The sequence below is a fragment of the Streptomyces sp. NPDC088246 genome (assembly GCF_044741025.1).
GTDB lineage: Bacteria > Actinomycetota > Actinomycetes > Streptomycetales > Streptomycetaceae > Streptomyces.
The window spans coordinates 100,458-113,646 of record NZ_JBIURV010000014.1 but is presented as its reverse complement, the minus strand read 5'-3'; the positions used below and the strand labels follow the sequence as shown (position 1 = coordinate 113,646).

15 protein-coding genes and 1 tRNA gene are annotated in these 13,189 nt (G+C 68.9%); 13 read left to right on the top strand and 3 right to left on the bottom strand.

Annotated elements, in window-relative coordinates; all coding sequences use genetic code 11:
- Positions 1-15: 15 nt before the first annotated feature.
- Complete coding sequence (locus ACIPEK_RS20795; RefSeq protein WP_401998032.1) at positions 16-1,710, bottom strand: helicase HerA-like domain-containing protein; 1,695 nt, start codon at positions 1,708-1,710, stop codon at positions 16-18.
- Positions 1,711-1,813: 103 nt separating this feature from the next.
- On the opposite strand from ACIPEK_RS20795, the gene ACIPEK_RS20790 reads away from it, so the two are divergent.
- Positions 1,814-2,110, top strand: a complete 297-nt coding sequence (locus ACIPEK_RS20790) for a type II toxin-antitoxin system VapB family antitoxin (RefSeq protein ID WP_072488263.1) — start codon at positions 1,814-1,816, stop codon at positions 2,108-2,110.
- A 164-nt stretch (positions 2,111-2,274) separates the two neighbouring features.
- Entirely contained in the window at positions 2,275-2,868 is a 594-nt protein-coding gene (locus ACIPEK_RS20785; RefSeq protein ID WP_401998221.1) for a LytR C-terminal domain-containing protein, read from the top strand.
- 47 nt (positions 2,869-2,915) lie between these two features.
- On the opposite strand, the gene upp is transcribed toward ACIPEK_RS20785, so the two are convergent.
- Positions 2,916-3,551, bottom strand: coding sequence for a uracil phosphoribosyltransferase (gene upp / locus ACIPEK_RS20780; protein WP_093900065.1), 636 nt, complete (start codon positions 3,549-3,551; stop codon positions 2,916-2,918).
- 103 nt (positions 3,552-3,654) lie between these two features.
- Between upp and ACIPEK_RS20775 the strand changes: the two genes are divergently transcribed.
- From ACIPEK_RS20775 to ACIPEK_RS20735, 9 genes are all read left to right on the top strand, one after another.
- Positions 3,655-3,882 (top strand): hypothetical protein, encoded by a 228-nt coding sequence (locus ACIPEK_RS20775; protein WP_401998029.1) that lies wholly within the window; start codon positions 3,655-3,657, stop codon positions 3,880-3,882.
- Positions 3,883-4,069: 187 nt separating this feature from the next.
- Positions 4,070-4,633: a hypothetical protein gene (locus ACIPEK_RS20770; protein WP_401998218.1), complete on the top strand. Its 564-nt coding sequence runs from the start codon at positions 4,070-4,072 to the stop codon at positions 4,631-4,633.
- Between the two features lie 102 nt (positions 4,634-4,735).
- Positions 4,736-5,164, top strand: a complete 429-nt coding sequence (gene tadA, locus ACIPEK_RS20765; protein ID WP_266365417.1) for a tRNA adenosine(34) deaminase TadA — start codon at positions 4,736-4,738, stop codon at positions 5,162-5,164.
- A 78-nt stretch (positions 5,165-5,242) separates the two neighbouring features.
- Positions 5,243-5,327: transfer RNA gene (locus ACIPEK_RS20760), tRNA-Ser, on the top strand.
- A gap of 456 nt (positions 5,328-5,783) precedes the next feature.
- The gene (locus ACIPEK_RS20755; protein WP_383081605.1) at positions 5,784-5,948 is read left to right on the top strand and encodes a hypothetical protein; all 165 of its coding nucleotides are present in this window, start codon (positions 5,784-5,786) and stop codon (positions 5,946-5,948) included.
- Positions 5,949-5,957: 9 nt separating this feature from the next.
- A complete protein-coding gene (locus ACIPEK_RS20750; RefSeq protein ID WP_383081602.1) occupies positions 5,958-6,251 on the top strand; it encodes a Dabb family protein in 294 nt (97 codons plus the stop codon).
- A 197-nt stretch (positions 6,252-6,448) separates the two neighbouring features.
- The gene (locus tag ACIPEK_RS20745) at positions 6,449-7,339 is read left to right on the top strand and encodes an RNA polymerase sigma factor SigF (RefSeq protein ID WP_401998024.1); all 891 of its coding nucleotides are present in this window, start codon (positions 6,449-6,451) and stop codon (positions 7,337-7,339) included.
- A 235-nt stretch (positions 7,340-7,574) separates the two neighbouring features.
- Positions 7,575-8,441, top strand: a complete 867-nt coding sequence (locus ACIPEK_RS20740; RefSeq protein ID WP_093900059.1) for an RNA polymerase sigma factor SigF — start codon at positions 7,575-7,577, stop codon at positions 8,439-8,441.
- Positions 8,442-8,508: 67 nt separating this feature from the next.
- A complete protein-coding gene (locus ACIPEK_RS20735; protein ID WP_401998021.1) occupies positions 8,509-9,312 on the top strand; it encodes a hypothetical protein in 804 nt (267 codons plus the stop codon).
- A gap of 39 nt (positions 9,313-9,351) precedes the next feature.
- On the opposite strand, the gene ACIPEK_RS20730 is transcribed toward ACIPEK_RS20735, so the two are convergent.
- Entirely contained in the window at positions 9,352-9,573 is a 222-nt protein-coding gene (locus tag ACIPEK_RS20730) for a hypothetical protein (protein ID WP_401998018.1), read from the bottom strand.
- 569 nt (positions 9,574-10,142) lie between these two features.
- Between ACIPEK_RS20730 and ACIPEK_RS20725 the strand changes: the two genes are divergently transcribed.
- The gene (locus ACIPEK_RS20725; protein ID WP_383081587.1) at positions 10,143-10,661 is read left to right on the top strand and encodes a MarR family winged helix-turn-helix transcriptional regulator; all 519 of its coding nucleotides are present in this window, start codon (positions 10,143-10,145) and stop codon (positions 10,659-10,661) included.
- A gap of 23 nt (positions 10,662-10,684) precedes the next feature.
- Complete coding sequence (locus ACIPEK_RS20720; RefSeq protein ID WP_401998015.1) at positions 10,685-13,168, top strand: MFS transporter; 2,484 nt, start codon at positions 10,685-10,687, stop codon at positions 13,166-13,168.
- Positions 13,169-13,189: the final 21 nt, after the last annotated feature.

Here is a 13,189-nt window from a genome sequence, read left to right as displayed (position 1 = left end):
GCCCGCCGCCGAGAGCTACCGCCTGCGGCGGGCCGTACCGAAGAGCGACCGCGAGATCTCCCGCCCCAGCTGCGTCCCGACGGACCGTGCCAGCGACCGGAACATCCCGCTCGCCACCACCTGCTCGACCAGCGATGCATCCTCCTTGGGCGCCTTCCCGGCCCCGCCCGAGGAAGCCCTGCCCCCGGCCCGTTCCCCGCCCCTCACCGCCTCCTCCACCGCCGCCCTGTCCGCAGCCTCCGCCTCGGCCCGCTGCTTCGCCTCCTGTTCGGCGCTCAGCTTCTCGTACGCCGATTCCCGGTCCACCGCCTGCGCGTAACGCCCGTACAGCGACGAGCCCTTCACCGCCGCTTCCAACTCGGCGGCGGGATACGGCCCCATCAGCGACTGCGGCGCCCGCAGCCGGGTCGCGGCGACCGGAGTCGGCGCGCCCTTCTCGCTCAGCACCGTGATCACGGCCTCGCCGATGCCCAGTCGGGTCAGCAACTCCTCAAGGTCGTAGGGCGAGTTCGGAAACGTCCTCACCGTCGACCGCAGCGCCTTCGCATCGTCGGGAGTGAAGGCGCGCAGCGCGTGCTGTACCCGGTTGCCCAGCTGGGCCAGCACATCACCGGGCACGTCGCGCGGCGTCTGCGTGACGAAGAAGATGCCCACGCCTTTCGAGCGGATCAGCCGCACCGTCTGGGTGATCGACTCCAGGAATGCCTTCGAGGCCCCGTTGAAGAGCAGATGCGCCTCATCGAGGAAGAAGACGAGCTTCGGCCGGTCGAGATCGCCGACCTCCGGCAGATCGTGGAAGAGATCGGCGAGCAGCCACATCAGGAACGTCGAGAAGAGCTGCGGCTTGTCCTGCACGGCCGCCAGTTCCAGTACGGAGACCAGCCCGCGTCCGTCCGGCGCCGGCCGCAGGAACTCGGCCGTGTCGAAATCCGGTTCGCCGAAGAAGTCGCTCGCGCCCTGCTGCTCGAAGGCGGTGACCGACCGCAGGATCACTCCGGCCGTCGCCGTGGAGAGCCCGCCGATCTCCTTGAGTTCGGCCCTGCCCGTGTCCGAGACGAGAAACGCGACGACGGCCCGCAGATCCTTGAGATCGACCAGCTCCAGGCCCTTGGCATCGGCGTAGTGGAAGATCAGGCCGAGCGACTGCTCCTGTGTCCGGTTGAGTTGCAGCACCTTGGACAGGAGTACGGGGCCGAAGCTGGTGACCGTCGCCCGCAGCGGAATGCCGGGCCCGATGCCGCCGAGCGCGTAGAACTCGCACGGGAAGCTCTTGGCCTCCCACTCCTGTCCGGCCTGCCCGGCCCGCTCGGTGACCTTGTCGCCCGGCGCGCCGGGAGCGGCAATGCCCGAGACATCGCCCTTGATGTCTGCGAGGAAGACCGGAACACCGTTGGCCGAGAGCTGTTCGGCGATCAGCTGGAGCGTCTTGGTCTTGCCGGTGCCGGTGGCGCCCGCGACGAGTCCGTGCCGACTGAGCATCGTCAGCGGAATCCGGATCTGCGCATCCGGCAGGCACACACCGTCCCAGAGCAACGCGCCCAGGTCGAGGGCGGCCCCGGAAACGGCGTACCCGGCGGCAATCTCCTGCGCCGGCTGCGGCAGAATCCCGGCGCCTCCGCCCGACGCCACGCCCGTGTCCGGCGCGTCGGTGTCCGAACCTCCGCCGGTGCCCGAACCCGCGTCTACGCCCGTGCTGTCGCTGTCACTCATCACGGCCCCCATTCCGGAATGCCCGTTTTTGTGGCGTTCTTTCCAGCATTGCAGTCCCGCCCCATGGCTGCGCCCGGAGGCTCTTGCCCGGTAGGCTTTCCGTGTGATCTTCAAGCGCATCGGAAATGGGCGGCCTTATCCCGACCACGGCCGGGAAAGCACCCGGCAGTGGGCGGATGTCGCGCCGCGCCCGGTCCGCCTCGATCAGCTGGTGACCACCAAGGGCAATCTGGACCTGGAGACCCTCCTCGCCGAGGACTCGACGTTCTACGGCGACCTGTTCGCGCACGTCGTGAAGTGGCAGGGCGATCTCTACCTGGAGGACGGACTGCACCGCGCGGTCCGCGCCGCGCTCCAGCAGCGTCAGGTACTGCACGCCCGGGTACTCGAACTCGGCTGACGGAGTCCGGCGGGTTCCCGCCATGGACCCGCAAACCGTGCGGGCCGTTCCGGGTTCGTTCGGGTGCTTTCGCACCCGGACGGGTGCGATCCATTGATCATTTAGTAGGCATCATCACCGGGTCGCACTACGCTGCGCCCATGAGCATGCTCACTCCCCCCGGCATGGGCGGAAAGTACCGCATCACGGGCGACAAGTACCCGCACATGCGCCGCCCCCGGCGTCGCGGCAAACTGATCCTCGCTGCCACCGCCTCCGTGGTTGCCCTCGGGCTGGCCGGATGGGGCACGCTGCAGCTCATCGATGTCTTCACGGGCAGCAACAGGAAGGCCAGCGCCGCCGACCACTCGGCGGACTGCGCGTCAGCCAAGCCGTCCGCCCCCGCCAAGGCGCTGCCGAAGCCCGCGAAGATCACTGTCAACGTCTACAACGCGACACCGCGCAGCGGGCTCGCCAAGAAGGCCGCCGACGAGCTGAAGAAGCGTGGCTTCACCATCGGCAAGGTGGGGAACGCCCCGGCCGCGTACGACAAGAAGGTCGCAGGTCCGGGGGTGCTGCTGGGCGCCCCGTCGGCCGCGAACGGCTCGTTCCCGGTCCTCGGTACACACCTGCAGGGGGCCGTTGCGAAGACCGACGCCCGCAAGACGGCGGACGTCGATCTGATTCTCGGTACGAAGTTCAAGGCGTTCAGTACGCCCCAGTCGGCCGCCGCGGCCCTCGCCGCCCTGGCGAAGCCGGCCTCCGCACCGTCCTGCTGACGGCTGCCGGGGTCGACCCCGGCAGCCCAGCACATCCCGCTCGGGTTCTAGTCGACCGTGCCGTACATCCGGTCGCCCGCGTCACCGAGGCCCGGGACGATGTAGCCGTTCTCGTTGAGCCGCTCGTCGACCGAGGCGGTGACCACGGTCACCGGCGTACCCGCCAGCTCGCGTTCCATCACCTCGACGCCCTCGGGCGCCGCGAGCAGCACGACCGCGGTGACATCGTCCGCACCGCGCTTGATCAGTTCCTGAATGGCCGCGACCAGCGTGCCGCCGGTGGCCAGCATCGGGTCCAGGACGTACACCTGGCGACCCGAGAGGTCCTCCGGCATCCGCGTCGCGTACGTGGACGCCTGCAGCGTCTCCTCGTCGCGGATCATGCCCAGGAAGCCCACCTCGGCGGTCGGCAGCAGCCGCACCATGCCGTCGAGCATGCCGAGGCCGGCCCGCAGGATCGGTACGACCAGGGGGCGCGGGTGCGACAGCTTCACACCGGTCGTCGGTGTGACCGGGGTCTCGATGTCGACCTGTTCGGTGCGCACATCCCGGGTGGCCTCGTAGGCGAGCAGGGTGACCAGCTCGTCGGCGAGCCGCCGGAAGGTCGGGGAGTCGGTGCGCCTGTCGCGCAAGGTGGTGAGTTTGTGCGCGACCAGTGGGTGGTCGACGACGTGGATCCGCATGGGCTCAACAGTAACCGGGCCTCCCGCACTCGTGCGCTGGCATCAACCGCACGTTCGGAGGGAAGGTGGGGGCATACGGACCCAGCCTTGGGGTGATGAGCCGATGCCGGACGGGGAACAGCGGAAGCGGGGCCGGCCGGACACGCCGGCCCCGCAGGACGCAGAGGGCCAGCAGGACCCGCAGGAGGCCGACGCGGCACGCCGCAGGCGGCGCGCCCAGTTCCTGCGCGAGCTTCATGAGGCGAAGGCGCTCCGCGACCGGGTCCAGCCACGCCGGGCCAGGGCGGCCCGGATGCGCCAGGCCATGCGGATGCGGGCCTTCCGCTGGTAGGTCGGACGGCGGTCCGGTGTCCCCCTGGTGGCGGCGTCCAGCAGAACTGATGGCCGACGCAACGGCCGAACTCCTCTCGCAAGGCCTATGTTTCTGCCACGATTCCGATGGGCGGGACGCAGGGCAGCCGGGCCACCGGCTGCCCTCCCGCCGGACCGACACCCCTATGACCAGTGGGAGAGTCACGGTGTACTTCGCCGCACTGCTCGCGCGCACCGAAGACGGGTGGGAAGCGAGCGACACGGAACTCGACGATGTGGAGACCCTGTCCGACCTGACGGATCTGGCCCGTGAGGCCTCGGTGGACGAGGACACTGTGCTCGTCTTCATCGAGCAGGAGGACGCCTGGTTCGGCGTCGTCCGGGTGGACGGTGAGGAGGACCCCCGGATCTTCATCTCGGACGCCACCGCCGCCGCCCGCTCCTCTTACGGGGAGATCCTGCTCACCGATGAACTGCTCGGCCGCGAACCCGGGGCCGAGGACACGATTGCCGCCCTCGAAGAGCTCGTCGGCCTCGACGGTACGGAGGACGGCGAGCCGGACATCACCCCCGACAACGACGATGACAACGACAACGACAACGACGACGAAATCGACGACGACGCAGTACCGGCAGGCCCGCTCGGTGACACCGGGATCCTGGCCGACCTCGGACTCCCCGAGGCGGAGCTGCTGATGCTGCGCACGGACGCACTGGTGGAGATCGCGGACGCGCTGGGTGCGGCCGAGGTCCTGGAGACCGTCCGTTAGGGTCCGCGGGTGAGCGAACCACCGCACCCGCAAGAACCGCCGGAATCGCACGATCCGGTAGCAGACCCGAACGATCCCGTGAGAGACCCGTGGCGGGCGCACATGCGCCGTGCCCTGGCCGAGGCCGACCTGGCGGCGCGGGCCGGCGATGTGCCGGTCGGCGCCGTCGTGCTCGGCCCGGACGGTTCCCTGCTCGCCACGGGACACAACGAACGCGAGGCGACCGGCGACCCGACCGCGCACGCCGAGATCCTCGCCGTCCGCCGGGCCGCAGCGGCGCTCGGTCAATGGCGGCTGTCCGGATGCACCCTGGTGGTCACCCTGGAGCCCTGCACGATGTGCGCGGGCGCGCTGGTGCAGTCCCGCGTGGACCGGGTGGTCTACGGGGCGCGGGACGAGAAGGCAGGTGCGGCGGGCTCGCTCTGGGACGTCGTGCGCGACCGCCGGCTCAACCACCGCCCCGAGGTGATCCACGGAGTGCTGGAGGACGTCTGCGCCGATCAGCTGACGGCGTTCTTCCGCGGCCTCTGACCAGGCTTCCCCTCGTCCGCGGCCTGCTGCGGCGAATCGGATTTCGGCGGACGGCCGGGATGGTCTAAGCTCTCTCTCGGTAGCGTGTCCGAGCGGCCGAAGGAGCTCGCCTCGAAAGCGAGTGTGGGGAAACTCACCGAGGGTTCAAATCCCTCCGCTACCGCTCTTGTGAAGGGCCCGGCGCATCGCGTCGGGCCCTTCGGGTTTTCCGCACCTGCACGCACGGATACGGACACGACTGTGGTCCCGGGCGCGTCGGTCGTCGCACCCGGGACCACAGCCCGCGAAGTGTTGGCCGGGGGAAGCGGCATCGGGGGGACAAGCCGCTCCCCCCGATGAGAACAGGCCCTCAAGCCCTCGCCGCAGTCAGGGGAAAGCTCGCGGCGAGAACCCCACAGTGAGGTCCTGTTCCTCGCCCCTCGGATTCCTGCCGTATCCGCCGGGCTCACCATCCATCCTGCGGCCTCGCAGAAGCCTTACGAGCGGGCAAAGGACCCCGGTCACCGGGCCCTTGGTCCTTAAAAGCCCTGTGAGTGGTCGGGAACACCAGAGGGATACGGCCATTCGTGCGGATAGAATCGCCCGACTGCACAGGGGATCGAAGGCGAGGCAGGGGCTGATGGTGCAAGCGAAGAAGATAGCTCTCTACGTGATAGTCATCTTCGTGCTGTACACGATCATCACGTCTCCGGCCCGGGCGGCGGATCTTGTCCAGGTAGGGTTCGAGGGCGTTTCGAGTGCCGCACAGGGCGTCGGCGACTTCATGTCCGAGCTCGTGAAGTAGGAGTACCCCGTGATCCGCCATCTGGTCCTGTTCAAGCTGAACGACGGCGTCGAGCGGGACGACCCGCGGGTCGTCGCCGGGGCGAAGGCCTTCCAGGAGCTGGCGGGGCAGGTCCCCGAGCTGGAGTTCTGGGAGTGCGCCTGGAACATCACCGACCGGCCGATCGCTTACGACTTCGCCATCAACTCCGCGGTCGCCGACGAGGGCGCCCTGAAGCGTTACATCGAGCACCCCGCCCATCAGGCCGCCGCCGCGCAGTGGCGCGCGTTCGCCACCTGGGTGATCGCCGACTATCCGTTCTGATTCGCCCGGTCCGCCTGATCCAGCCGGTTCCCCAAGCCCCTCGCCACCACGGCGAGGGGCTTTTCTTAGTGTTTAAACCAAGTTGACCCCAACACGACGCTATACGGTGCTTGCACACAGTGGACATGTCTTGTGATGCTATGACCGCTTTTGACGGATGAGTTGACCGAAGTTGACCGCAAAGGGGTGGCGTCACCGTGCCGGCCAGTGCAGCGCCTCAAGTGCCTCCCCAGACCGTCCAGACCGTCGAGACCGTCGAGACCGTCGAGACCGTCGAGACGGTCCAGACCGAGACGCCCGACAGCACGACACCGCCCGCCAGGACCAGGGGCGCCGACACCAGGGCGCTCACTCAGGTCCTCTTCGGACAGCTCAAGAACCTGGAGCCGGGGACCCCGGAGCACGGCCGTGTACGGGCGGCGCTGATCGAAGCGAACCTCCCCCTGGTGCGGTACGCCGCGGCGCGTTTCCGGAGCCGCAACGAGCCGATGGAGGACGTCGTCCAGGTCGGCACGATCGGCCTGATCAACGCCATCGACCGATTCGACCCCGAACGCGGTGTCCAGTTCCCGACCTTCGCGATGCCGACCGTCGTCGGCGAGATCAAGCGGTACTTCCGGGACAACGTACGAACCGTCCACGTCCCGCGCCGGCTCCACGAGCTCTGGGTCCAGGTCACCGGCGCCACCGAGGATCTGACGACCGCTCACGGCCGCTCTCCCACAACCGCGGAGATCGCCGAGCGGCTGAGGATCTCCGAGGACGAGGTGCTCGCCTGCATCGAGGCCGGCCGTTCCTACCACGCGACCTCGCTGGAAGCCGCACAGGAGGGCGACGGACTGCCCGGCCTGCTGGACCGGCTCGGCTACGAGGACCCCGCACTCGCCGGGGTCGAGCACCGCGACCTGGTCCGGCATCTGCTCGTACAGCTGCCCGAGCGCGAGCAACGCATCCTGCTGCTGCGCTACTACAGCAATCTGACGCAGTCGCAGATCAGCGCCGAACTGGGTGTCTCCCAGATGCATGTGTCAAGGCTGCTCGCCCGCAGTTTCGCCCGACTTCGATCCGCAAACAGGATCGAGGCATAACCGGAACGGGTAGAGCGCTCGAAGTCCGGTTCGGGCGGACGAAATGCCGCACACCCCCTGTTAACTGCGCAGACGCCACAAAGACTTGTCGACATGTCACTACAGCGTGTTGCCGACATGTGACATTCTGCGGGAACCGCGTTTGCCGTGGCCCCGCCGCCGGTATTCAGGTGGAGGCTGCGTTCCTCCGATGGTCGCGGCTCAACGCGACCGTCCGCGACCTCAAGGGGGTGGCATGTCCGCAGAACAGGGCAGCTCGAAGGTGCTCACGCTCACGAAGAGCGCACCCGCACCCGTTGTGCTCACCAGCTCGTCGGAAGCCATCGACACCCGCACTCTGTCCCGCTCCCTGTTCCTGCGGCTCGCCGCGCTGGGGCCCGCTCCGGGCCCCGATGGAACGGACAGCCCGGAGCGTGCCTACGTACGGGACACACTCATCGAGCTCAACCTCCCGCTGGTGCGGTACGCCGCGGCGCGGTTCCGGAGCCGCAACGAGCCGATGGAGGACATCGTCCAGGTCGGCACGATCGGCCTGATCAAGGCGATCGACCGGTTCGACTGCGAACGGGGCGTGGAATTCCCGACGTTCGCGATGCCGACCGTCGTCGGGGAGATCAAGCGCTTCTTCCGCGACACCTCGTGGTCGGTGCGCGTCCCGCGCCGCCTCCAGGAGCTGCGGCTCGCGCTGACCAAGACCAGCGACGAGCTCGCCCAGAAGCTCGACCGCTCGCCGACCGTGCCCGAGCTTGCCAAGGCGCTCGGCGTCTCCGAGGAGGACGTGGTCGACGGACTGGCCGTCGGCAACGCGTACACCGCCTCCTCGCTGGACTCGCCCTCGCCCGAGGACGACGGCGGCGAGGGCTCCCTCGCCGACCGGCTCGGATACGAGGACTCGGCACTGGAGGGCGTCGAGTACCGCGAATCGCTCAAGCCGCTGCTGGCCAAGCTCCCGCCGCGCGAACGCCAGATCATCATGCTGCGGTTCTTCGCCAATATGACGCAGTCCCAGATCGGCGAGGAGGTCGGCATCTCACAGATGCACGTCTCACGCCTGCTGACCCGTACACTCGCCCAGCTCAGGGAAGGGCTCATCGCCGACTGACCGCCGTGAACCGCCGCACCGTGGCACGAGGGTTCCGATTTGACGGACCGTCAGCCACACTGGCGCGATGCGACGTCAGATACGCGACTCGACCGGCCGCCGGGGCACCGTGATCGCCGCCTCGGCGGCCGTGCTGTGTCTGGGCGGCGCGTTGGCCGCCTGCGGCGGCGGGACGGCGGACGACGGCTACGTGGCGGTCGGTGCGGCAGGCGCGGGCCCCGAGAGAGCGCCGTCGGGAGCGGTGGCGCCGTCGGGGAAGGTGACGCTGGTGCCACTGGACAGGGGCGGCAAGGGCAGTAGGAGTGCCGGAGACCGGCCCGAGGGTGGCGGGCCTTTGCCGGCCGCCTCCGCCGCAGGCGACGGCTCCGGGGGTACGAGGACTGCGAGTGGCGCGGCCAACCGGCCCGGCACAACCGGCTCCGGCGCAGGCGGTGCAGGCAGCGGCACCGGCGCTGCGGGCGGCGGTACAGGCGGTACGACCGGCTCCGCTGACTCCAGTGGCTCCGAAGGCGGCCCCACGGGCCCCGCAACCCCGTCGGCGCCCGGCTCCACCGCGCCCGCGGGGCCTGCCGTGCTGGTGGTGGGTGCCCCCGAGCGGGCGGCAGCGAACGAGCGCTGGTGCGAGAAAGTGACCGTGGAGTTCCGCAATACCGGAGGATCACCGGCGCGCTCGGGGGCCGTCACCTTCGCCACGCACATCATCGGCGGGCTGGGGATCGACTGGGCGACCGTCGAGTCGACCGAGCCACTGCCCGCGCCGATCGGCGCGGGAGCGGCGCGGACAAAGACGTACACCGTCTGCGTGGACGCCTGGCGGGTGCCCCTGGGTATGCATGTCGAGACCCGGGACGTCACCGCCGTATTGAAGTGACGGGTGGAGGCAGGAGGTACGGAGGAACCGGTGCGCCGGTCAGCGGAGCGCGAGCCAGCCGACCGCTGCGAGGACGACGATCACCGCGACGACGGCGACGATCACCCCGGTCTTCGGTCCGGACGAGGCGGCCGGCTGCTGCTGCCGACGCTGCGGCTCGCCCTCGTCGACGAAGGCGCGGAACATCTGAGTGCTGCCCGCGGGGTCGTAATTGCCCTCGGGGCCCTGGGGGTTGCCATTTACCGGCGGCTGATTACGCATGAATGCATTCCCACTCGATCGGGTTAAGTGCTCGTCGGATACTGCGATATGAAGCCTGTGGAACTGTAGCGTCGTCACGTGGGGGAGCGTCCTGCGGCCAACGCTCGACCCCTCTCGCACCAGGGACTCTGCCCGCCACGGACTGGATCACGCGCGTGACGCGTGCCGCCACCGGGGTGCGAAAGCGGAGAACCGGGTCATCCAAGACCGTTCGGGGTGGCCCGCCAGACGCACAGTTCCTCGCGCCGGGCGCCAAGGAACGGTTGTGTGCCATGGGTCAGGACCCTAGCGGTCCGGCGGCACCTTATGCCCCTGCGGGGTGACAGTCGGGCCCCGACCAACACTCGGGGCCCACTGCCGTTTCGGGGCCACCGTCCACGCCTCCGGTGTGGCACGAGACACACCCGTCACGGCCCGCACCCCGCACGCTGGGGCTTTGACCCGAGCCCTACGCAGCCTTTTGCTTTCCTTTACTTCTGCAAGCCCCATTTCGTTTGCCTGCAGCAACCAACAGCTTATATGGTTGCCCTAAGCAACAAGATGAACCGGTGAGATGTACTGGAGGGCCCGTGGCCGTACGAAGTCAGTACGAAGAACTGGCCCGACAGCTCAGCGCCATCGGGGCCGTCAAGCGGGGTCTCGCCCGCATGCTGCCCCCCGAATGCCCTGGCGGCTCGGCGGCCGTACTGGCACTTCTCCGTGAACACGGCGAAATGCGGATCAGCAGACTGGCCGAGCTGATGGCCGTCGACATGTCGGTGACCAGCCGTCATGTCGCCCATGTGGCAGAGCGCGGCTGGATCGAACGGTCCTCGGACCCGGCGGACAAGCGGTCCCGCATCCTGCGGCTGACCCCCGCCGGACACGACGTGCTCAGCGATCTGAACCGCCGGACCACCGAAATGTTCATCCACAACCTCTCGGACTGGTCCGACGACGACGTCGGACAGCTCAACACGCTGTTGGCCAGGCTGCGCGACAGTTTTGCCTGTCGCGGCCCCGGAGGGTGCGCCCCCGGAAAGCACATCGGCGACTGCTCCCGGCATGCCGACAGCGACAACGACTCGCACACCCGTACACCCGTGTAACAGAAGCAAAGACAAGGAACTCAATGGCTACGACCACACCAACCGGTGTGCGGGGCGGCCACGCCAAGCACGGGGGATCATCCGATCCCTCCGACGGCACGCCGATGACACACCGGCAGATCATGGAAGCGCTCACCGGGCTGCTGCTCGGCATGTTCGTCGCGATTCTGTCGTCCACCGTCGTTTCCAACGCTCTGCCGGAGATCATCTCCGACCTCGGCGGCGGCCAGAGCGCCTACACCTGGGTCGTCACGGCCTCGCTGTTGGCCATGACCGCCACCACCCCCCTGTGGGGCAAGCTCTCCGACCTGTTCAGCAAGAAGCTGCTGGTTCAGATAGCCCTCATCATCTACGTCGCAGGCTCGGTCGTCGCCGGTATGTCGACCAGCAGCGGCATGCTGATCGCCTGCCGTGTCGTCCAGGGCATCGGCGTGGGTGGTCTCTCCGCCCTCGCGCAGATCGTGATGGCCGCGATGATCGCCCCGCGCGAGCGCGGTCGCTACAGCGGCTACCTCGGCGCGGTCTTCGCCGTCGCCACCGTCGGTGGTCCGCTGCTCGGCGGTGTCATCACGGACACCAGCTGGATGGGCTGGCGCTGGTGCTTCTACGTCGGTGTGCCGTTCGCGGTCATCGCGTTGATCGTGCTCCAGAAGACCCTGAAGCTCCCGGTCGTCAAGCGTGAGGTCAAGGTCGACTGGACCGGCGCGTTCTTCATCAGCGCCGCCGTGTCGCTGCTGCTCCTCTGGGTCACCTTCGCGGGCGACAAGTACGACTGGCTGTCGTGGCAGACCGGCGTGATGCTCGCGGGTTCCCTGATCCTCACCCTGCTCTTCGTCTTCACCGAGTCCCGGGCCAGCGAGCCGATCATCCCGCTGCGTCTCTTCCGTAACCGCACCATCACGCTGGCCTCGCTGGCCTCGCTGTTCGTCGGTATCGCGATGTTCGCGGGCACCGTCTTCTTCAGCCAGTACTTCCAGCTGGCGCGCGGCAAGTCGCCGACGATGTCGGGTGTCATGACGATCCCGATGATCACCGGCCTCTTCCTCTCCTCGACGATCTCGGGCCAGATCATCACCAAGACGGGCCGCTGGAAGGCCTGGCTGGTCACCGGTGGCTTCCTGGTCACCGCCGGGCTCGGACTGCTCGGCACCATCCGGTACGACACCGAGTACTGGCACATCGCGATCTTCATGTTCGTGATGGGTCTCGGCATCGGCATGATGATGCAGAACCTGGTGCTCGCCGCGCAGAACCAGGTCGCTCCGGCCGACCTCGGCTCGGCCAGCTCCGTCGTCACCTTCTTCCGTTCGCTCGGTGGTGCGATCGGCGTCTCGGCGCTGGGCGCCGTCATGGCGAACCGTGTCACCCACTACGTCAAGGACGGCCTCGCGGAGCTCGGCCCCAAGGGCGCGGCCATGGGCCACGGCGGCACCGGTGGCGGGGGCATCCCCGACGTGCACGCACTGCCCGAACCGTTCCGTACGGTCGTGGAGAGCGCCTACGGGCACGGTGTCGGCGATGTTTTCCTGTACGCCGCTCCGGCCGCGCTGGTCGCCTTCCTGATCACCATCTTCATCAAGGAGGTCGCGCTGAAGACGAACTCCGCGAACGACGCCGCGGCCCCCGCCGCGGAGACGGTCGAGGCTCCGGCCACCGCTGCCGCACCGGTCTCCCGGGCAACGGCCCCGGTCGCCCCGGCCTCCTCGGTCGACACCCTGGAAGCCCCGGTCGCCACCCTGCAGGGCACGGCCGTGCACGGTGTGGTGCGCGGCGCCGAGGGCGCACCCGTCGCACGGGCCGCCGTCACGCTGATCTCGCTGGCCGGCCGGCAGCTGGGGCGCTCCGTCGCCCAGGCCGACGGCAGCTACGGTCTGGACGCGCCGGGCTCCGGCAGCTACGTCCTGATCGCGTCCGCCGACGGCTTCCAGCCACAGGCCTCCACCGTGGTCGTCGGTGACGAGCCGCTCTCGTACGACATCCTGCTCTCCGGTACGAGCGGCCTGGCCGGGATCGTGCGGACCGCCGAGACCGCTGCGCCGGTCGAGGGCGCCATGGTCATCGTGACCGATGTGCGCGGCGATGTGCTGGCCACCGGCAAGTCCGGTGGGACGGGCGAGTTCACCTTCGGTGAGCTGGTCCCCGGTTCGGTGACCGTCGCGGTGAACGCCGCCGGTTTCCGTCCGCTGGCGCTGCCGGTGGAGATCGGCGGCCAGGGCGTCACCCGGATCGAGGCCGCACTGCAGTCCGGTGCGCTGGTGCAGGGCGTCGTGCGGGCCGGTTCCGGCCGGCGGCCGCTGCCGGACGCCCGGGTCACGCTGGTCGACGCGGCGGGCAATGTGGTCGCCACCTCGACGACCGGGGACGACGGGGCATACGCCTTCGCCGACCTGGACGCGGGCGAGTACTCGGTCATCGCGACCGGCTACCCGCCGATGGCCGGGGCGCTGACCGTGGCCGGTCGCGGGGTCGACGGCCACGACATCGAGCTCGCCCACCCCGGCGAGTAACGGCGTCGCCCACGATTGGCA

Coding starts and splice junctions, on each gene's coding strand:
- ACIPEK_RS20795 (WP_401998032.1), bottom strand. CDS start 1,710: ATGAGTGACAGCGACAGCACGGGCGTAGACGCGGGTTCGGGCACCGGC.
- ACIPEK_RS20785 (WP_401998221.1), top strand. CDS start 2,275: ATGGGCGGAAAGTACCGCATCACGGGCGACAAGTACCCGCACATGCGC.
- upp (WP_093900065.1), bottom strand. CDS start 3,551: ATGCGGATCCACGTCGTCGACCACCCACTGGTCGCGCACAAACTCACC.
- ACIPEK_RS20775 (WP_401998029.1), top strand. CDS start 3,655: ATGCCGGACGGGGAACAGCGGAAGCGGGGCCGGCCGGACACGCCGGCC.
- tadA (WP_266365417.1), top strand. CDS start 4,736: ATGCGCCGTGCCCTGGCCGAGGCCGACCTGGCGGCGCGGGCCGGCGAT.
- ACIPEK_RS20755 (WP_383081605.1), top strand. CDS start 5,784: ATGGTGCAAGCGAAGAAGATAGCTCTCTACGTGATAGTCATCTTCGTG.
- ACIPEK_RS20740 (WP_093900059.1), top strand. CDS start 7,575: ATGTCCGCAGAACAGGGCAGCTCGAAGGTGCTCACGCTCACGAAGAGC.
- ACIPEK_RS20735 (WP_401998021.1), top strand. CDS start 8,509: ATGCGACGTCAGATACGCGACTCGACCGGCCGCCGGGGCACCGTGATC.
- ACIPEK_RS20730 (WP_401998018.1), bottom strand. CDS start 9,573: ATGCGTAATCAGCCGCCGGTAAATGGCAACCCCCAGGGCCCCGAGGGC.
- ACIPEK_RS20720 (WP_401998015.1), top strand. CDS start 10,685: ATGGCTACGACCACACCAACCGGTGTGCGGGGCGGCCACGCCAAGCAC.